This is a genomic window from Sulfuricurvum sp. IAE1 (assembly GCF_004347735.1).
Classification (GTDB): domain Bacteria; phylum Campylobacterota; class Campylobacteria; order Campylobacterales; family Sulfurimonadaceae; genus Sulfuricurvum.
The window spans coordinates 41248-59824 of the sequence record NZ_SLTI01000060.1 but is presented as its reverse complement, the minus strand read 5'-3'; the positions used below and the strand labels follow the sequence as shown (position 1 = coordinate 59824).

At 51.4% G+C, this 18577-nt stretch carries 29 protein-coding genes; 5 read left to right on the top strand and 24 right to left on the bottom strand.

What is annotated here, in order from left to right:
* Positions 1-74: 74 nt before the first annotated feature.
* Together E0765_RS08955 and E0765_RS08950 are read left to right on the top strand one after the other, a co-directional pair.
* Positions 75-1007 (top strand): cytochrome-c peroxidase, encoded by a 933-nt coding sequence (locus tag E0765_RS08955; RefSeq protein ID WP_132812884.1) that lies wholly within the window; start codon positions 75-77, stop codon positions 1005-1007.
* Positions 1004-3046, top strand: coding sequence for an EAL domain-containing protein (locus E0765_RS08950; protein ID WP_132812883.1), 2043 nt, complete (start codon positions 1004-1006; stop codon positions 3044-3046). The genes E0765_RS08955 and E0765_RS08950 overlap by 4 nt, the downstream gene beginning before the upstream one ends.
* On the opposite strand, the gene E0765_RS08945 is transcribed toward E0765_RS08950, so the two are convergent.
* The 3 genes from E0765_RS08945 to E0765_RS08935 are packed head-to-tail and all read right to left on the bottom strand — an operon-like array spanning position 3033 to position 6225.
* Positions 3033-3368, bottom strand: a complete 336-nt coding sequence (locus tag E0765_RS08945) for a YraN family protein (protein WP_132812882.1) — start codon at positions 3366-3368, stop codon at positions 3033-3035. The genes E0765_RS08950 and E0765_RS08945 overlap by 14 nt on opposite strands.
* Before the next feature lie 3 nt (positions 3369-3371).
* Complete coding sequence (locus E0765_RS08940; protein WP_132812881.1) at positions 3372-5447, bottom strand: molybdopterin oxidoreductase family protein; 2076 nt, start codon at positions 5445-5447, stop codon at positions 3372-3374.
* Positions 5448-5472: 25 nt separating this feature from the next.
* Entirely contained in the window at positions 5473-6225 is a 753-nt protein-coding gene (locus E0765_RS08935; protein ID WP_132812880.1) for an SDR family NAD(P)-dependent oxidoreductase, read from the bottom strand.
* Between the two features lie 39 nt (positions 6226-6264).
* Between E0765_RS08935 and E0765_RS08930 the strand changes: the two genes are divergently transcribed.
* The 3 genes from E0765_RS08930 to E0765_RS08920 are packed head-to-tail and all read left to right on the top strand — an operon-like array spanning position 6265 to position 7656.
* On the top strand, positions 6265-7104 hold the full coding sequence (locus E0765_RS08930) for a S1 RNA-binding domain-containing protein (RefSeq protein ID WP_132812879.1): 840 nt from the start codon (positions 6265-6267) through the stop codon (positions 7102-7104).
* Entirely contained in the window at positions 7094-7312 is a 219-nt protein-coding gene (locus E0765_RS08925; RefSeq protein WP_132812878.1) for a hypothetical protein, read from the top strand. The genes E0765_RS08930 and E0765_RS08925 overlap by 11 nt, the downstream gene beginning before the upstream one ends.
* A gap of 29 nt (positions 7313-7341) precedes the next feature.
* Positions 7342-7656, top strand: a complete 315-nt coding sequence (locus tag E0765_RS08920; protein ID WP_132812877.1) for a pyrimidine/purine nucleoside phosphorylase — start codon at positions 7342-7344, stop codon at positions 7654-7656.
* A gap of 36 nt (positions 7657-7692) precedes the next feature.
* Here the strand turns inward: E0765_RS08920 and E0765_RS08915 are convergent, their stop codons facing one another.
* From E0765_RS08915 to rpsS, 21 genes are all read right to left on the bottom strand, one after another.
* Positions 7693-9150, bottom strand: coding sequence for a hypothetical protein (locus E0765_RS08915; protein ID WP_132812876.1), 1458 nt, complete (start codon positions 9148-9150; stop codon positions 7693-7695).
* A gap of 72 nt (positions 9151-9222) precedes the next feature.
* A complete protein-coding gene (locus tag E0765_RS08910) occupies positions 9223-9900 on the bottom strand; it encodes a tetratricopeptide repeat protein (protein ID WP_132812875.1) in 678 nt (225 codons plus the stop codon).
* An 11-nt stretch (positions 9901-9911) separates the two neighbouring features.
* A complete protein-coding gene (gene upp / locus E0765_RS08905; protein ID WP_132812874.1) occupies positions 9912-10532 on the bottom strand; it encodes a uracil phosphoribosyltransferase in 621 nt (206 codons plus the stop codon).
* Between the two features lie 73 nt (positions 10533-10605).
* Positions 10606-10824, bottom strand: a complete 219-nt coding sequence (infA, locus tag E0765_RS08900) for a translation initiation factor IF-1 (RefSeq protein ID WP_132812873.1) — start codon at positions 10822-10824, stop codon at positions 10606-10608.
* 10 nt (positions 10825-10834) lie between these two features.
* On the bottom strand, positions 10835-11593 hold the full coding sequence (gene map / locus E0765_RS08895) for a type I methionyl aminopeptidase (RefSeq protein ID WP_132812872.1): 759 nt from the start codon (positions 11591-11593) through the stop codon (positions 10835-10837).
* Between the two features lie 2 nt (positions 11594-11595).
* Positions 11596-12858 (bottom strand): preprotein translocase subunit SecY, encoded by a 1263-nt coding sequence (secY, locus tag E0765_RS08890; protein WP_132812871.1) that lies wholly within the window; start codon positions 12856-12858, stop codon positions 11596-11598.
* Positions 12858-13256, bottom strand: a complete 399-nt coding sequence (gene rplO, locus E0765_RS08885; RefSeq protein ID WP_132812870.1) for a 50S ribosomal protein L15 — start codon at positions 13254-13256, stop codon at positions 12858-12860. Before rplO ends, secY begins: the two co-directional genes overlap by 1 nt.
* A 3-nt stretch (positions 13257-13259) precedes the next feature.
* Positions 13260-13703 (bottom strand): 30S ribosomal protein S5, encoded by a 444-nt coding sequence (rpsE, locus tag E0765_RS08880; RefSeq protein ID WP_132812869.1) that lies wholly within the window; start codon positions 13701-13703, stop codon positions 13260-13262.
* A 9-nt stretch (positions 13704-13712) separates the two neighbouring features.
* The gene (rplR, locus tag E0765_RS08875; RefSeq protein ID WP_132812868.1) at positions 13713-14069 is read right to left on the bottom strand and encodes a 50S ribosomal protein L18; all 357 of its coding nucleotides are present in this window, start codon (positions 14067-14069) and stop codon (positions 13713-13715) included.
* A gap of 11 nt (positions 14070-14080) precedes the next feature.
* Positions 14081-14617, bottom strand: coding sequence for a 50S ribosomal protein L6 (rplF, locus tag E0765_RS08870; protein ID WP_132812867.1), 537 nt, complete (start codon positions 14615-14617; stop codon positions 14081-14083).
* A 9-nt stretch (positions 14618-14626) separates the two neighbouring features.
* Positions 14627-15022, bottom strand: coding sequence for a 30S ribosomal protein S8 (gene rpsH, locus E0765_RS08865; RefSeq protein ID WP_132812866.1), 396 nt, complete (start codon positions 15020-15022; stop codon positions 14627-14629).
* A gap of 40 nt (positions 15023-15062) precedes the next feature.
* Positions 15063-15248 carry a type Z 30S ribosomal protein S14 gene (locus E0765_RS08860; protein ID WP_132812865.1) on the bottom strand — a complete coding sequence of 62 codons (186 nt, stop codon included), beginning with the start codon at positions 15246-15248 and terminating at the stop codon, positions 15063-15065.
* A complete protein-coding gene (gene rplE / locus E0765_RS08855) occupies positions 15248-15793 on the bottom strand; it encodes a 50S ribosomal protein L5 (RefSeq protein ID WP_132812864.1) in 546 nt (181 codons plus the stop codon). The genes E0765_RS08860 and rplE overlap by 1 nt, the downstream gene beginning before the upstream one ends.
* Before the next feature lie 2 nt (positions 15794-15795).
* Positions 15796-16026 (bottom strand): 50S ribosomal protein L24, encoded by a 231-nt coding sequence (rplX, locus tag E0765_RS08850; RefSeq protein WP_132812863.1) that lies wholly within the window; start codon positions 16024-16026, stop codon positions 15796-15798.
* Entirely contained in the window at positions 16026-16394 is a 369-nt protein-coding gene (gene rplN, locus E0765_RS08845) for a 50S ribosomal protein L14 (RefSeq protein WP_132812862.1), read from the bottom strand. Before rplN ends, rplX begins: the two co-directional genes overlap by 1 nt.
* The gene (gene rpsQ, locus E0765_RS08840; RefSeq protein ID WP_132812861.1) at positions 16391-16642 is read right to left on the bottom strand and encodes a 30S ribosomal protein S17; all 252 of its coding nucleotides are present in this window, start codon (positions 16640-16642) and stop codon (positions 16391-16393) included. Before rpsQ ends, rplN begins: the two co-directional genes overlap by 4 nt.
* Positions 16643-16652: 10 nt before the next feature.
* A complete protein-coding gene (gene rpmC / locus E0765_RS08835; protein WP_132812860.1) occupies positions 16653-16838 on the bottom strand; it encodes a 50S ribosomal protein L29 in 186 nt (61 codons plus the stop codon).
* Positions 16825-17250: a 50S ribosomal protein L16 gene (gene rplP, locus E0765_RS08830; protein WP_132812859.1), complete on the bottom strand. Its 426-nt coding sequence runs from the start codon at positions 17248-17250 to the stop codon at positions 16825-16827. Before rplP ends, rpmC begins: the two co-directional genes overlap by 14 nt.
* Positions 17251-17252: 2 nt before the next feature.
* Entirely contained in the window at positions 17253-17963 is a 711-nt protein-coding gene (rpsC, locus tag E0765_RS08825) for a 30S ribosomal protein S3 (protein ID WP_132812858.1), read from the bottom strand.
* 2 nt (positions 17964-17965) lie between these two features.
* Positions 17966-18283 (bottom strand): 50S ribosomal protein L22, encoded by a 318-nt coding sequence (gene rplV / locus E0765_RS08820; protein WP_132812857.1) that lies wholly within the window; start codon positions 18281-18283, stop codon positions 17966-17968.
* 9 nt (positions 18284-18292) lie between these two features.
* On the bottom strand, positions 18293-18574 hold the full coding sequence (rpsS, locus tag E0765_RS08815) for a 30S ribosomal protein S19 (RefSeq protein ID WP_132812856.1): 282 nt from the start codon (positions 18572-18574) through the stop codon (positions 18293-18295).
* Between the last annotated feature and the right edge of the window lie 3 nt (positions 18575-18577).

Here is an 18577-nt window from a genome sequence, read left to right as displayed (position 1 = left end):
ATCCGAATTCTCTTAAGGATTTTTTGGAGATAATAAGTAACATCAAATTTTCAAACAGGGTACGAAAACAAAGTATGAAGCGGGTATCGGGCATTATCGTTTTGATTGTTACCGGATCGCTGCTGCACGCGGCCGAGCCGATTGTTCCGATCCCCCGTGCCGTTTCGTACAATGCCGCGAAAGCCGCACTCGGCGAAAAACTCTTCGCCGACCCGATCCTCTCCAAAGACCGTACCGTCGCCTGCATCTCCTGCCACGACGTCTCTTCAAGCGGTGCTGATGGAAAAAAATTTTCGACGGGGATCCGAAATCTGCAGGGGACGATGAACGCGCCGACGGTATTCAATGCCGTGTTTAACTTTGCCCAGTTCTGGAACGGCCGTGCCAAAACGCTCAGCGAACAGGCGCTCGGACCGATCCACAACCCGGTCGAAATGGGCCTTCCCCTCCCTGAAGCGGCGCGGCGGCTCCAATCGCATCCCGAGTACGCCAAAGCTTTTTCAGCCATCACCGGGCGTGCGACCCTCACCCCCGACGACATCGCCGTCATGATCGCCGAATACGAAAAAACCCTGATCACCCCCAACGCCAAATTCGACCGCTATCTCCGCGGGGAGATACGTCTCTCGCCTCTCGAAGCCGAAGGGTACCTGCTGTTTAAAACCCTCGGTTGCGTCTCGTGCCATAACGGTGTCAACATCGGCGCCAACTCTTTCCAGAAAATGGGGGCCATCATTTCTATCCCCTACGATGCGAAGGTGTCCGACCGCTATGCCCTTACCAAGCGCCCGATCGATAAAAACGTCTACAAGGTTCCGACGCTGCGCAACATCGCGCGCACGGCCCCCTATTTTCACGACGGAAGCGCCGCAACCCTGAGCGAAGCGATCGCACGGATGTCGTATCATAACCTGGGGGTGACCCTCACCCCGCGGGAGATCCGCGCACTCGTCGCTTTTTTGCAGACCCTTGACGGGGAACTCCCCTCAAAAACGGCCCGCCAATGAAACTCTCGTTCAAGCTGATCCTCACCGTCATCCTTGGCCTGAGTGCATTGAGTGCCCTGTTTTTGTTCAAATCGTTTTCCAACCGTTATTTCGTCCACCGCAATGCGATCGAACTGTCGTTCAAAGAGATCGAAACGGCCCACAAACGGCTCGATTACCAGATCCTCCACAACACCTTTTTTCTCTATACCAACCAAGACGACGTTAATCGGAAGATCGCTTTGATCGACCGCAAAATCGATGCCCTGCTGCGCAACCCCCATATCGCCGACGGCCACCCCGAAACCCTCGGGCAGCTGCGCACCCATGCCGAAGCGTTCGATGTCAAAGTGCAGGCGATTTACGATTTTCAAACCGTCAACACGGTCATTAAAAATTCGACCGCCGCGATTTTGGCCCTGCAAAACCGCCTTTTCGCCCTTAAAGCCGCTAACGCGGCGGAACAGGAACTCTTTCGCGAAATCAGCCGTATCAGCGGAGCCATTCTCCTCGCAAAAAACGGGATGGACGCGCAGCTGATCGCCTCGCTGAACGCTTCGATCACCTCTTTATCGAAAAATCGCCTGAACGATCCGCTGAAAAATGACCTTCTTGAGCGTTCGATCGCCCATTTCAGGGTCATCGAGGAGTATTTTCCCCGCTACGTCCGCCATCTCGAGGAGATCAACGATCCCCAAGTCATCCGTTCCCTCCACCGCAGCAATGAAACGTTCCTGAACGAGTCGGACAGCGAACTGCAACTGATCAACTATTTTTCCTATCTGCTGGTCGCATTGTTCATCATCAGCATCGGGCTGATCACCTTTTTTCTCATCCGCAGCGAAAAGGAGGCACGCCGTGATCCACTGACCCGCCTGCGCAACCGCAAAGCCTACGAAGAGAAAATACGCCACGCGTCCCGTAAACTGTCTCTCATCCTGATCAACATCAACAAATTCAAGCATTACAACGATTTTTACGGCGTTCAGGAAGGGGACCGTCTGCTGATCGAAACGGCGCGGCGGATCAAAACGATGGGATTTGCCGGAAACCATGTTTCCTACTACCGCCTTGGGGCCGACGATTTCGGTATCCTTTTCGAAGAAAGTCCCCTTCTTCCCCTCGAAGAAGCGGCAAAAAGCGTGCTGCATCTGTTTCCGCGCGAGCCGATCGTCATCGACGGGGAAGTCCGCACCCCTTCGATCACCGTCGCGGCATCGAACATAGCGCCCCTTCTCGAAAACGCCGATATGGCGCTCAAAAGCAAACAGCAGCACAACCCCATCTTCTATCACGAAGGGCTCAATCTTCGCCAGGTGATCGAAGAGAACGTCACCAAAGCCAAAGAACTTCGTGAAGCGCTCGAAGAAGACCGGGTCATCCCCTATTTTCAACCGATCGTCGCTCTCTCATCGGGGATGGCGGCGAAACACGAAGTGTTGGCGCGCATCGTCATGAAAGACGGCGAGGTCCGCTCCATCTATCCCTATTTGCACGTCGCCAAGGAATCGCGGCTTTACAACCCCCTTTCGCGTATCATTATTTCCAAAAGCTTCGCGATCATCGCCTCCCGTACAGGGAATTTTTCGATCAATCTCTCGATCGACGATATCGAAAACAATGAAACGGTTGAACTCATCACGCAACTGCTGGAAAAGCATGAAGGGATCGGGAAAAGAATTATTTTCGAAATCCTGGAGAGCGAGGCGATCGAGCGATACGAAGGGACGCTTGAATTCATCGCCCATGTACGCCGCTACGGGTGCCGGATCGCGATCGACGATTTCGGAAGCGGCTATTCTAATTTTGCCCGCATCCTCAATCTTGCCGTCGATATTATCAAAATCGACGGCTCACTGATCCGCCATCTCGACAACGATTCCAAAGCGGTCACGATCGTTCAGACGATCGTCAACTTTACCCGTGCCGCATCCATCGAAACGGTGGCCGAATTCGTCCATAACGAAGCGGTGGCGCAGATCGTCCGATCCCTCGGGATCGATGCGGCCCAGGGATTTTATTTTTACGAACCTTCTCCTCTTCCGCTCAGCCCAGAGTGATATTTTCGATCCATTCGATACCCTCTTCCCAAACGATCAATGCGTCGACGCAGTAATCGAGGTTCAGCCTTTTTTGCTGCAGGTACGACTGTATCGCGCGGTTCAGTTTGGACAGTTTCGCGGGAGTGATATTGTGAACCGCCTGTTCGTAGGAACGGGCGCTTTTCACTTCGACGAAGCGAAGCACGTTCCCCTGTATCGCGATAATGTCGATTTCGCCGAAGCGGTTGTAGACGTTGCGGTCAATAATCCGCAGCCCCCTGCTGCGGAGATAGTCGCACCCGCGCTCTTCGGCCGCATTGCCTATCGCGCGGGTATGCACGGGTTACTCCAGGTAGTCGGGCTTGAGGACCTCGACTTTGACCGATTTGAACCGTGCGGTACGGATCAGTTCGTCGCATTCGTCTCCGAAGAGGAAATTGATCCGGCTCTTTGCATGATGAAATGTGGTGAACATCGTCCCTTTTTTGATTGTCGTACTCACTTTGACACGCAGCGGAGCACTTTGTCCGTACTCGCTCCTCAAAACCACGAAATCCTTGTATTCGAAAAAATCGGCATCGTCGACGCTGACGAGGAGGATGTCCTCGTCGTGCGAACGGTGGAGTTTTTCGCACATATTCGTCTGTGCCGCGTTATTGTAATGGACGAGCACCCGCCCCGTCGTCAGGTAATATCCATCATGCCCCTGACGTTCGAGGAGTTCCTGAACCTGCCCGCGCGGTTCGTACTGCTTGTAACGGAACGAACCCAACCCGTCTTTTGTCCGGAACGCATCGATATGGAGCACCGGGAGGTCTTCTTCCTGTACCGGCCACTGAAGACCGCTTAAGCGCGCAGCTTCGAGCTTTTCGTAACTTGCCCCGCCAAAACGGAGCGGCGCATCGACGCGGACCCGTTCCCACACGTCCCGAGGGCTGTTGACCCCAAGATCCGTGCCGTAGCGCTTGGAGATTTCGGCGATCACCTCCCAGTCATCGGGCATCGTCACGTTGACCAGCGGCTGCGAAAGATGCAGACGCCGCTCGGCATTGACGTAAACGCCCGTTTTCTCATAGGCGCTCTTGACCCCGAAGACGATATCTGCGAATTTGGTGATCTCGTTGTCGAACAGTTCGTTCACGATCAGGAGTTCCAGATTCCCGAGGGCCGAATGGATTTTGTTCTGGTTGGGGTGAATGTGGGCAATGTCTTCGCTGATATTGAACAGGGCTTTAATTTCGCCCCGCCCCATCGCGTCGATCAGGTCTGGGGTCATCATCCCGACTTCCTTGGGGGGCTGATAATCGGGGGCGTAATAAGGGAGCATTCCCACATCGCACGTCCCCTGGACGTTGTTCTGACCGCGCAGCGGCATCAGTCCCGCCCCCCGCTTTCCGATGTTTCCGGTGAGCATCGCCAGATGGGTAATCGCCATCACCGCATACGATCCGTCCAGGTGTTCGGTTATTCCAAGCCCCCAGAAGAAAAGGCTTTTACGGGTCGCGTATTTGCGCGCAACCGTGCGCACCTCTTCAGCAAGCGGTTCATAACCGGGAAGCCCCAAAAAGAAATCAGGATTGGCATAGGGATCGGCAAGAATTGCGTTTTTGTACTCCTCGTACCCCTTCGTCCGCGCGTTGACGAACTCCGTATTGACGAGATTTTCGCTGATGATGACGTAAGCGAGCATGTTCAGCACCATCAGGTTGGCTTCATAAGGGATGCTCAGGTGCTCGCTTGCCGATTTCGAGAGCTGGATGCGGCGGACGTCGAGAACGGCCAGTTCCACCCCTTTGTTCTTGATGACGTCAAGCATCCGGTTGGCCACGATCGGATGCCCCTCGGTCGTATTGGTCCCCATCGCTACCATATACTCGGTCTCGTAGATGTCGTCAAACGGGTTGGTTGCCGCACCCTCCCCGATCGTGGTGCGCATCCCTTTCAGCGACGGGGAGTGGCAGACACGGGCACAATTGTCCACGTGCGGCGAACCGACGACGTGACGGGTGAAATGCTGGAAAAGGTATGAGCTCTCGCAGCTCGTCCGCGCCCCTCCGATCGCTGCGAACGCGTGCGAACCGTACTGATCGGTAATGGCCCGCAGTTTCCGAGCGGCCAGCTCATAGGCGCTGTTGTAGCTGATTTCGTACCATTCTGTCCCGACGGGCTCGAGGTAATCCATATCCAGATCGGCAAACAGCGCGGCGTTTTTGGCGAGGAATGATTTGCGCACGCGTGCGTTCCGCAGCCGCTTTGAATGGGTCATGAAATCCCAGCCCTGTTTCCCTTTGATGCAAAGTCTTCCCTGGGAAACCGTCCCCTCTTCCTTGGCAAAAATCTTTTGGACCTTGTTGTCTTCGACTTCAGCGGAAATATCGCATCCCACACCGCAATAGGTACATACGCTGTCTATGACCATCGGATTCTTCTCCGCTTTAGCAGGCTTAAGCGCCCTTTTTAAAATTTGTGAAGTGTACTATTTTGTCTCTTAAGGGTTGCGGAAGCATCGAGACAATTCGTATCATTAAGTAAAACCTAAAAGGGAACGCGTATCGGTGTTTTTGTCGCCCGATCGCACGTACGATCCGCCTCACCCCTTCCTCGGTTGACATGAAAAACGGCATTTTAAACCGATTTTTCTGCGTCATCTCCGAATCGATGAATCCGGGCATGATCGTCATGACCTTTATCCCATGCGGCGAAAGCTGATAATGCAGCCCTTCGGCATAGGCGTTGAGGGCCCGTTTGGAACTGCTGTAAGCGATCGAGGTAGGCATACTCAGCAGCGATGCGAGCGAAGAGATGAAAACGATTTCCCCCTTTTTTTGCTCCGTCAATTTGGGAATTGTCGGTTCGAGCAGGGCATGGACGCTCAGAAAGTTCGTCGCAAACAGCCGCTCGAAATCCTCAAACGGTGTTACTCCGCCGCCGTGTCCGAGCGACATCCCGGCATTGAGAATGATCCGATCGATACGATCGTTTGCCAACATTTCGCCGATCTGGCGCATCCGCCCGAAATCGGTCACATCGGCTTCGATCGTCTCAACCTCCGCTCCTGCTCTGCGGCATTGTTCCGCAACCGCTTCGAGCCGATCGGCGCGACGGGCGATGAGTACCAGCGAATGCCCCTCTTTCGCATAATGGAGCGCAAGGGCTTCCCCCAATCCGCTGCTGGCTCCCGTAATCACTATCCGCATCGCTACTCCCGCAAGGTAATTGTCGATATAATTATACCCATGAATGAAACACTGCACATGGGGGAAATCAATACCCTCGTTATCGACCGTTCAACCGTTCCGGGCCTTTTTTTAAAAGCCCTCGACGGCAATGACGTCCTCTTGCCCAACCAGTACGTCACCGACGCCATGCACGTCGGCGACACCATCGACGTTTTCGTCTATACCGACAGCGAAGACCGCCCCGTCGCTACGACGCTCTCTCCCAAAGCGATGCTCGGCGAAATCGCCTTTTTGGAAGTCGTCGACACGACCCCTATCGGCGCCTTCGTCGACTGGGGGCTCATGAAAGACCTTTTTGTCCCCAAAGCGCTTCAGAAACGTCCGTTCTCCGTCGGCGAAAAACGGCTGGTGAGAGTCATCCGCGACGAACAGACCGGACGGCTGGTGGGAACCGAAAAAATCACCGGCGGCCTTGAGGCCCCGCCGAGGGATTTTTACCCCAACACTCCCGTCACTTTCATGATTATCGCCAAAACGCCCCTGGGATACAAGGCAATCGTCGATCACCGCTTTGAGGGGATGATCTACGCCAACGAAATTTTTGAGGAAGTGCGGATCGGACAGATCAAGGAAGGGTATGTCAAACAGCTGCGCCCCGACGGCAAGCTCGACCTATCGCTCCAGATGACCGGCAAAGCCAAAGCTTCGGGTGCTGCCGACAAGGTGTATGCGATGCTGCAAGCCAACGGCGGCATGCTCCCCTACAATTCCAAAACCGATCCCGAACTGATTCAAAAAACATTCGGCCTGAGCAAGAAAAATTTCAAAGCGGCCCTGACGCAGCTCGTCGGCGATCAAAAAATCATTGTCAAGGAGAACGGCATCTATGGGATTTAAACCGCGCCGACGCAATCCGATCGTTCAGCTCAGACCCCGCCAGATCAGCTACGAAGAAGGTGGACGCCACATCACGCTTCTCTCGCTCAACCGTGACACGATGGAGATCGAAGTCGAAATCAAAGAGGGGAACGTGAGCACTGTCGTCTCCGACTTCCCTTTCGCCCATCTTCCCAAAAAGATCAAGAAAGAGATCAACCCGCTATAATTCGCTTACGCAATTCAGAAAGGAACTTCATGTCACAATTCGCCAATGTCACCATCGACAAAAATGCCAACGTCTATTTCGACGGCAAAGTCACCAGCCGTACCGTCCGTTTCGACGACGGAAGCGTCAAAACGCTCGGCATCATGCTCCCGGGAGAGTACACGTTCAACACCGGCGATAAAGAGATCATGGAGATCATGACCGGAGAGATGGAGGTTCAGCTTCCCGGTTCGGACGCTTGGATTTCAGTCAAAGGACCGCAAAGCTTCGAAGTCCCCGCCAACAGCGCATTCCACCTCAAAGTGGCAACCATCAGCGACTACTGCTGCAGTTTCGTCAAATAATCATAAGCCCCCGTTCGGGCGGCTTATCCCTCCGGTTTAGCGTTTTAGAATCCCTTCGAGCGCCTGATGAAGCGCGTGCGTCGTCGTACGGGTCTCCAGCAGGTGATTGATATGGATTTTTTCGGCCTGTTCTTTCATCGACGCCGAAACCGTATCGACCAGCAGCACGATATCGACTTCATCGGCGTTCCCCATCATCCGCAAGACCTTGATCACCGATTTGAAATCGGCTTTCTGATCGATAAAAATATAGTCCGGAAGCTCTTTTTTGATTCGTGCCACCGCTTTTTCCGCCTCCAGCGTCATCGTCACATCCGAATGTTTGTCGGAGGAGAGAATCGCTTTTTTAATCCGATGCGCATGATGTTCCTCGCATCCCAGATAGACGATGCTGCGCCGCTGCAGCGATTCAAGATGCGGAATCAAATCGAACAGTGCCCGGTTTTCGTCTGAAAGCTTGTCGGTATTCAGCGAGTTGAGATAATATCTCAGATACGTGAGGCTCGAGAGCTGCCCGGTAATATTGGAACGCCGGAAATACTCACGGATCGCTTTTGAGGCGCGGGCTTTTTTCCAGAGGGTGAGGTCGAATGAATAAGCCAGCTTGTCAAGCAAACGGGTAATCTTTTCTTCGAAACGCCTCGCCTGAACGACGTATTTGGAACGGAAGCTCTCTTCGTTTTCGGTGATAATCATGTCGATGAACTGCGCCAGACGGAAATTCTCCTCTTCCAGCTCGCGCTTAAGATGGATGGCATCGACCGCTTTTGAACGTACACTTGTCATTTTGGCAACCGCCAGAGGGTATTTCTCGGAGGTTTCAGGAAGCTTTTTGAGGATATTTTCGAGTTTCGCCATCGCCCCCTCGGCGACGGCGATGTTGATGTCGTGTTTGGCGATCGATTCCTTGTTGGATTCAAGTTTATGCTGCGCTTTTTGAAACTCGTCGTTACGGTTCAAAAAGAGTTCGTAAAACGCTTTTTTGATGTGTCTGGAGCGCTGCGTGAACCCGTCATAGATCTCGCTCAGCCGCATCAAATCCCGCGTAATTCCCGCAATTTCGGTATGTTTGAGCTCCAAATCCATATCGACAAGGTTGTTGTACGTGGTCATTAAAAATCGGCGCAGCTTTAAAAAATCGATGCCGTGCGGAACTTTTTCGTACGACGCGTACTGCGATATCTCATGATGGATCCCGCTGAAATACTCGTGTATAACGCTTTCGGTGGTCACCGCTTCTTCAAACTCATCTCCCGGGGCGACGGCCTCTTTGCGTATTTGCACCTGCCCGCTCTCGTTACGGACGGCCCGTATAACCGTCGCGTCGCCGCCGCTTTCTTCGAACGTTACGGCAATATCGGCTTCGGGGAGAACGTCGATCTCTTCCCAGCCCGCAATCCGGAAAGGATAGACCTCTCCCGTATTCGTTACAACCGAACCTTCCCCTTTGCTTTCATCGTAACGGAGCACTTTTCCCCTGTATTTCACTGCCATTCGTACCGTAAGGCTCCCGCTTCCCGTTATAAAATCTTATTATATCTTTTTGTAAGAACTTTGTGATGGCTTTTAAGGGCGGACGTCCACATGCGCTTCGTCAATCCATCCCTCCAGGCCATAGGCTTTCCACCCTTTCTTGGTCGCGATACCGCTGATTTTATACGTATTTCCCCGCTTTGCGGTCGAGGTAAAAACCGTTTTGCTCCGATAAATCCGACATTCCCCGCTTGATGAACACACCTCTGCCCCCTCTTTGGTGACGATCGTCACCGGCCGGATCGTTTCGATCTCCCCTTCGGATACTTCCGTAACGGCTCCGGTCGATTCACCGGCTTTTTGCGGGCCGGGATCGTCGTGTTTTCCGTCAATGATCTCAAGCAGCAACTTTCGCGCTTCGCGATCCCCCTGTTTGGCCGCCTTGGAGAGCCACAGCATCGAATGATCGAGATTTTTGGGAACGCCCCGACCCGATGCGTACATCAGGGCCAGATTGTACTGCGCGTCGACATATCCCTGCAATGCCGCTTTTTCATACCAGGAAGCCGCGCGCGTCTCATTCTTGTCCACCGCGATTCCCCGTTCGTACATCACTCCCACCTGAAACTGGGCCGTTTTCTCTTCGCGCAGCGCATTGGTATAGATTTGCCAAAACGATTCGCGCACCTTTGCGTTCTCGGTGACGTTTTCGGCCGCCGACAATGTGATGAATAGGGCCATAACGATCATCGCCCCGATATTTCTATGCATCCGATTCCTTGTTAAAGTGTATTGTAAGCCCGGTCGCCCGCATCTCCGAGCCCGGGCACGATAAATTTATTCTCATCCAGTCCCCGGTCGATTTGGGCAATAAACATCTCGACATCGCCGTGTGCGGATTCTACCCGCGCTATCCCCTCGGGCGATCCGATGACGTGCAGGGTGATGATTTTTTCAGCCCCTTTTGCTTTTGCCATGGCGATCGCATCGCAAAGCGATCCACCGGTTGCGACCATCGTATCGACCAGAATCACCGTTTTCCCGCTGCACTCTCTCAAACGGTCGTAATACAGCCGGCTTTCGTGCGTCTCTTCATCGCGCTTGATCCCTAAAAAGCCCGATTCGGCACTCGTCAGCGTTTCGATAATCGCCTCGTGCATCGGGAGCGCGGCCCGTAATACCGAGACAATGACCAGCGACGATTCGTCGATAAACTCCATTTCCTCATCCCCTCTCCAGCTGTGAAGCGTTTTCCTCACCGTCGGGGTACTCCTAAGCGCTTCGTTCAAAAGGATTTTCGTAATCTCCTTGACCGTATGGCGGAAAACGAACGGTGTCAGGCTGACATCGCGCAGCGTATTGACCAGGGTGGTTAGTAGGGGGGTTTGAGGGTTGGTGCACATCGGTTCTCTTTTGGTTCGATATGCGTAATTATAGTGAAATCGGGAGAGTTACGCACCTGCGATGCAGGGCGTATTATTTGTAGCGGTAAGTGATGCGCCCTTTATCAAGACTGTAAGGGGTCAATTCGATTTTTACCGTGTCTCCCGGAAGAATCTTGATGTAGTGCATCCGCATTTTTCCGGCAATATGGCACAAAATCACATGCCCGTTCGCCAGTTCTACCCGAAACGTTGCGTTCGGTAGCGCCTCAATGATCTTTCCGTCTACTTCAATGACATCATCTTTTGCCATCTTATTTCCTTTACGCGATTGATAATATTTCAGCTCTACCGTTGATAATCGCAACCGTATGCTCATAATGGGAGCCTCTCAGCCCGTCCGTACTGACTACATCCCATCCGTTGGAAAGAATCTTGGAAGTCCCTTCCCTGTGACAGATCATCGGTTCGATGCAAAACACCATTCCGTTTTTGATCTTTGGGCCCGACTTTGGGTTGGGTCCGTCCAGGTAATTGGGGATTTCCGGTTCTTCATGGGGTTTTTTTCCGATCCCGTGTCCGCAAAATCCGCGCAAAGGGACGAATCCCCGCCCGAGAATGAATTTTTCGATCTCATGCGAGAGTTCTTTAAATCGCATCCCCTCACGGATAATGTCGATGGCGTGGTAGAGAGAATCTTTCGCGCACGCAATCAACGCTTCGTCTTCTTTGCTGATGGTTCCGACACCGACCGAAACGGCACCGTCTCCAAAGTATCCCTCTTTTTGGGTCCCCACGTCAAATCCTACGATATCCCCTTCTTTGAGGGTATAGTCGCTGGGAATTCCGTGGATAATCACTTCGTTGACAGAGATGCAGACGGCATTGGGGAAACCGTAAAGGCCCTTGAAAGAGGGGGTGGCACCCTGGCTGCGGATATACTCCTCCGCCATGGCATCCAGTTCTTTAAGGGTGACTCCGGGTTTGGTATGTTGGGCCAAAAGTTCCAAAGTCGCGCCGACGATTTGGTTCGCCGCACGCAATTTTATGAGTTCGTCGTTTTTTCGCAGCGCAATCGCCATGCTTAGAGGCCAACCGCGCTGAGTGTCTGATAACGGCTCATGTAGATCTGCGCTTCGATGCGACGCATCGTATCAAGTGCGACCTGAACAACGATGAGAACCGCCGTACCGCCGAAAAAGAACGGTACGCCCGCCCCCTTGAGGATGACCCACGGCAGTGTTGCCACGAGACCGAGATAGATCGCTCCCGTAAAGGTAAGACGGCTCGCCGTTTCGTTCAGAAATTCTTTGGTCGATTCACCCGGACGAACACCCGGAATGAACCCTCCCTGCCGTTTCAAGTTCTCGGAAATGTCTTTGGCGTTGAACACGATCGATGCGTAGAAAAACGCAAAGAAAACGACAAACAAGAACTGCAGGAAGTTAAAGAAATAATGGTTCGGATTCAGCAAATCCGCGATCCCCTGAACGGTCGGGTTGGTGCTGCTGGAGAGCACCGTCATCGGGAACATCAGAATCGCCGAAGCGAAAATGACCGGGATGACGCCCGAAAGGTTGACTTTGACCGGAATGTAGTTCATTACCCGTTTGTTCTGGTGGGCCAGCATCGTCTTTTTCGCATACGTCACCGGAATACGGCGTTCGCCAAGTTCGACATAGATAATGACGAGAACCGTCGCGAAAATCAGCGCGATGATCAACAGCAGCGTCAGGAAGCTCATCGCTCCCGTATTCACCATTGTCACCGCCTGGCCGATCCCGCTGGGAATGGCCGAAACGATACCCGCGAAAATAATCAGCGAAACACCGTTTCCGATCCCGTTTTGGGTAATCTGCTCACCGATCCACATCAAGAGCATGGTCCCCGCCAGCATCGAAACCGTAGCGAGGATCATAAAGGTCGTATGATCGACGAGAATGGCGCTGCTGCCGTCTTTGCCGGTCATGCTTTGCAGTCCGATGCTCACTCCGATCGCCTGAACGATCGTAATCGCGATAGTAGCATAACGGATGATCTGCATATACTTTACCATACCGTCACGCTCTTTTTTCATTTGAGCAAGGTTCGGGAAAGTCGCGGCAAGCAATTCCATAATGATCGATGCGGTAATGTAGGGCATAATGCCAAGGGAGATGATAGAGAGGCGTTCGACGGCATTTCCGCTGAACATGTTAAAGAGACCCAACGCGTCAGCCTGATGCTCGTCGAAAAACGATGCAATGACCGCTGTGTCAACACCCGGAACCGGCACATAGGCCAGTAACCGGAAAATGAAGAGAAAACCGATCGTTATCAAGATCTTGTTTACAAGCTGTTGGTTCATTATTTACCAGTTGTTGTAACGTTTTCGTCTTTGATTTTAGATGCCAGGTCTTTCGCGCTTGCACCGACAAGTTTTACGCTCGTGACCGATTTTTTCATGCGGTGTACGCCGCGGATCGTTTCCATCGTGATCTCTGCGAGTTCGGCTACTTCTTTCACTTTCTCGACATTGATGACGTATGGTTTGACGATTTTAGACGTAAACCCGATTTTTGGCAAACGGCGTGCAAGAGGCTGCTGTCCACCCTCGAAGTTACGTTTTTCATTGTAACCTTTACGCGCTTTTTGACCTTTGTGACCTTTACCGGCCGTTTTACCGTTTCCGCTGCCCTGGCCGCGTCCGATACGTTTTTTGCTGTGGGTAGACCCCGCAGCAGGTGTAAGATTTTCGAGTGCCATTACTTACCCTTTGATACGTGAAAGCGCATCAATCGTTGCGCGTACCACGGTGTTTGGATTGTTGGAGCCCAAAGACTTCGTAAGAATGTCCTGGATCCCTGCAAGCTCGAGTACCGGACGGGTCGCGCCACCGGCGATGACCCCAGTACCTTCAGATGCCGGTTTGAGCAAAATGCGGCTTGCATTGTATTTTACTTCGATATCGTGAGCGATAGTCGTCCCTTTGATCTTGACTTCCGTCAGATTTTTGAACGCTTCGTCTACCGCTTTACGGATCGCATCGGGAACCTCTTTGGCTTTACCGACTCCGTAGCCGACGGTACCTTTTTTGTTACCGACAACAACAAGAGCGGTAAAACGGAAACGACGTCCACCTTTTACAACTTTTGTTACACGACCGATGTTTACGATCGATTCTTCAAATTCTTCTCTGTTAATCGCTTGCATCATCAGCCCTTAAAACTTGATTTCGTTTGCGCGAAGCGATTCGGCAAACGCTTTAACCACACCGTGGTACAAGAAACCGTTACGATCGAACGTAATCTCGTTGATTCCGGCGTCTTTGAGGGTTTTAGCAAACGCTGCGGCCGCTTTTTCAGCCCCTTCTTTGTTTGCACGAAGACCCAAAGTTTTTGAATGTACGCTAGCCAGCGTTACACCCTGCTCATCATTGATCGCTTGCGCGCTGATGTAGCGGTTTGAGCGGAATACGGAAACACGTGGAAGTGTCGCGCATCCTGCGATTTTAGAGCGGATGCGGCGTTTGCGCTGTACGCGTTTTGCCGCTTTGATTTTAAGTATTTTACCTGTCATTTCATCGCCCCTTATTTCTTAGATGTCTTACCGGCTTTACGCAGGATAGTCTCATCAGCATATTTAACACCTTTACCTTTGTAAGGCTCAGGCGGACGGAATGAACGGATCTCAGCAGCGATCTGACCTACTTGCTGTTTATCGGCACCTTTGATGCTGATAACGTTTTTATCCACTGCGATCGTGATGCCCGCAGGAATTTCGTAGTTGATATCGTGGCTGAAGCCCAGTTGCAGGTTCAGGACGCTTCCGTTTACCGCAGCACGGTAACCGACACCGTTGATCTCGAGTTTTTTCTCGAAGCCGGCAGTCAAACCGGTAACGATGTTCGCAGCAAGCGCGCGGTAGGTTCCCCAGTACGCACGATCCTGACGATGGTCGGAGTTGGTGCTGAAAGAGAGCGCATTGTCTTCAAGTGCGACACCGCAGTTACCGCGAGTATCAAGAACTTGCGTAACGTTCCCTTTTGCAAAAGTGATAACAGTACCGTCGATACTTACTTTGACATCATTTGGGATAGAAATAGGATTTTTACCAATACGTGACATCTTATCTCCTTACCAAATTGTACAAAGGACTTCGCCGCCGACGCCAAGCTCATACGCTTTATCGTTAGGAAGTACCCCTTTTGAACTGCTGACGATGATCGTACCGTAACCGTTTTTGAAACGTTTCAACTCGTCTTTGCCTTTGTAAATACGGCGTCCCGGTTTAGAGACACGTTTTACTTCATTGATAACCGTGCGACCTTTTTCATCGTATTTGAGTACGACGTTGATCGTCTTTTTCACGCCGTCTTCGACAACGTTGAAGCTCTCGATGTAGCCTTTGTCTGCCAGAATGGCAACTACCGCTTCTACAACTTTAGAATGAACCAATGTTGTAGAATCCAAACGACGCATCGCCGCATTACGGATACGAGTCAACGAATCCGCGATCAAATCATTAATCATTTTTTTTCCTTATCTAATCATTAGGAGTATCAAGCCGGAATTACCAGCTTGACTTTCTAACGCCTGGGATCAACCCTTCGTTTGCCATTTTACGGAAGCAAACGCGACAAATTCCGAAATCGCTGATTACAGAGTGCGGACGACCGCAGATCTGGCAGCGAGTGTAAGCGCGAACCGCAAATTTAGGTGTGCGTTTCGCTTTAGCGATCATTGACTTTTTAGCCATTATTCTCTCCCTTTAGCAAACGGCATACCGAGCATTTCAAGAAGTTTGAAAGCGTCTTTGTCGTTTGTCGCAGTTGTCACGACGGTGATGTTCATCCCGTGGATCTGCATGATATCATCGTAATTTACTTCCGGGAAAATCAACTGCTCGTTAATACCGAAGTTGTAGTTTCCGCGACCGTCAAAGCCGTTGCGCGGGATACCGCGGAAGTCTTTAACACGGGGAAGAGATACAGAGATCAGTTTGTCCATGAAATCGTACATCTGGGCACCGCGGAGCGTTACTTTGACACCGACCGGCATCCCTTCACGTACTTTGAAACCCGCAACCGATTTGCGCGCATTGACGACCATCGCACGCTGACCGGCGATGTTGCTGATCGTGTCCTGGATGTTCTGGATCAGTTTGTTGTCTTTCATGGCGAAACCACAACCGACAGAAATGACCACTTTTTCCAGAGCAGGAACCTGCATTACGTTCGCAATCCCGAGATTGCTTTGAAGCTCAGGCTTAAGAGCCAGATATTTATCTTTCAAACGTGCCATGATTACGCCTCTACTTTGCGGACATTCGATGCATCGATCGGCATCTCTTTGCTGATAAATCCGCCTTGTGGATTTTGTTCGCTGGGTTTAACCGTTTTCTTAGCGACACGGACACCCTTGACGATCACTTTGTTTTTCTTAGGCATTACCTGAAGCACTTCGGCTTTCGTACCTTTGTCGTCACCGGCGATCACTTCAACAGTGTCGCCTTTTTTGAATTTAAATTTTGCCATCATACAACCTCCGGAGCCAAAGAAACGATTTTCATGAAACCGGCATAACGTACTTCACGGCTTACCGGTCCGAAAATACGTGTTCCGACCGGCTCACGTTTTTTATCCAGGATAACTGCGGCATTTTCGTCGAAACGGATCAGAGAACCGTTTTCACGGTGAACCTCTTTTTTCGTACGGACGACAACCGCGGTTACGACCTGACCTCTTTTGATCTTACCGGTCGGTGCCGCTTTTTTGACCGACGCGATGATAACATCGCCGACAGTCGCGTAACGGCGTTTTGAACCGCCAAGAACCTTGATACACATGAGCTCTTTAGCCCCTGTGTTGTCCGCTACAACGAGACGGGTAAAACTCTGGATCATGCTTCTACCCCTTTAACAAGAGATTTGAAACGGAATGATTTGCTTTTAGAGAGCGGACGGCACTCGATCGCGATCACTTCGTCACCAACGTTGAGCTGGTTGCTTTCATCGTGGATCATGTACTTTTTGAAACGTTTTACCGTTTTGTGGTAACGCGGGTGCATAACGCGGCGCTCAACAACGATAGTCGCTGTTTTATCGCCGGCTTTTTTCACTACGATACCTTGAATTTCACGTTTATGTGTCATAGCTTGGCCCTTACTTCACCGCGCTGAGCGCAGTGTTGATGCGTGCAATGTCTTTTTTCGCAGCACGAAGTTCGCTCGTGTTGGTCAATTGCATCATTTTTTGCTTGATTTTCAAAGTAAAGAGCTCAATTTTTTTCTCTTTGAGCATCCCTTGAAGTTCAACAGCTGTTTTACCGTTCAAATCAGTATACTTCATTGCTCATCTCCGCTGTAACAATTTTTGTTTTGAATGGGAGTTTCTGCATTGCAAGTGCCAACGCTTCACGCGCCAAGCCCTCTTCAACGCCGCCCATTTCAAAAATGATACGACCCGGTTCGATGTTCATGACCCACTGATCGACGCCACCTTTACCTTTACCCATCCGCACTTCGAGTGGTTTAGCAGTAAGAGGTTTCGCAGGGAAAACGCGAATCCAGATTTTACCGTTACGTTTAATGTGACGGGTAGCCGCGATACGAGCCGCTTCAATTTGGCGAGAGTTGATACGTCCCGCTTCCGTTGCTTTGAAACCGATGGTTCCGAAGTCAAGTTTGTTTCCGCGAGTAGCGTAACCGCGGTTACGCCCTTTCATTTGCTTACGATATTTCGTACGTTTAGGCATCAACATGATTATTTAGCCTTTCTGCGGGGACGGCGCTGTTCACCTTCGCCACGCTCTTCTTTAGATTCTTTTGCTTCTGGCTGAATCCCTTTGGTGAGAACCTCACCTTTGAAGATCCATACTTTGATACCGATTACACCGTATGTGGTGTGGGCTTCTGCGAAACCGTAATCGATTTTTGCACGGAGAGTATGAAGAGGTACGCGACCTTCAAGATACCACTCTGTACGTGCGATTTCAGCACCGCCCAAACGACCGGCAACTGAAACTTTGATCCCTTTTGCGCCTGAACGTTGTGCATTCTGCATAACTTTTTTCATCGCACGGCGGAACGCAACCCGTTTTTCAAGCTGAGTAGCGACGTTTTCCGCAACGAGCTGTGCGGAAGCCTGCGCTTTTTTCTCTTCTTTGATGTTGACGGCGACAGGTTTACCGATCAGGTTCTGGAGAGATTCTTTGATCTTTTCGATGTCAGAACCTTTTTTCCCGATGATGATACCCGGACGTGCCGCGATGATCGTAACGCGAAGGCGTTTCGCGGTACGCTCGATGACGATGTTGCTCACACCGGCATAGTAGAGTTCTTTTTTCAAGAATGTACGGATTTTATGGTCTTCGCCGAGGGAAACCGGAGCCGTTTTGAAGTTCGGGAACCAGCGAGATTCCCAGTTACGGTTGATACCCAGACGAAGTCCGATAGGATTAACTTTCTGACCCATAATTATTTACCTTCTACTTCTACCAAAATGTGCGACGTCGGTTTGCGGATACCAGAGGCGCTACCGCGAGCACGCTGCATAAAGCGTTTCAAAACCGGGCCTGCATCGACGCGGCATGATTTGATAACGCAATCTTCCGCTTCCTGTCCGCTGTTGGCAACCGCGGAAGCGATTACTTTGGCGATGATTTTAGCCGCTTTGTTCGGAGTAAACTCCAGCGCAGCCATTGCTTGTTCAGCATTCATTCCTTGAACTTCGCGAGCGATCAAACGAGATTTAGTCGGAGATACGCGAACGAATTTTAATAGTGCTCTTGCCATATCTCTTCCTTATTTCCCGATTTTCTTCTGTACAGAACCTTTGTGGCCCTTGAACGTACGTGTTGGTGCGAATTCACCAAGTTTGTAACCGATGTGGTTTTCCGTTACGAAAACCGGTACAAACTGACGGCCATTGTGGACGTTGAACGTCAAACCGATCATTTCCGGGAGGATCACGCTGCGGCGTGACCAGGTTTTGATAGGTTTAGTGTTTTTCGTCTCTTTGGCAGAAATCACTTTTTTCATAAGGTGTCCGTCGACAAACGGTCCTTTTTTTACCGATCTAGCCATTGA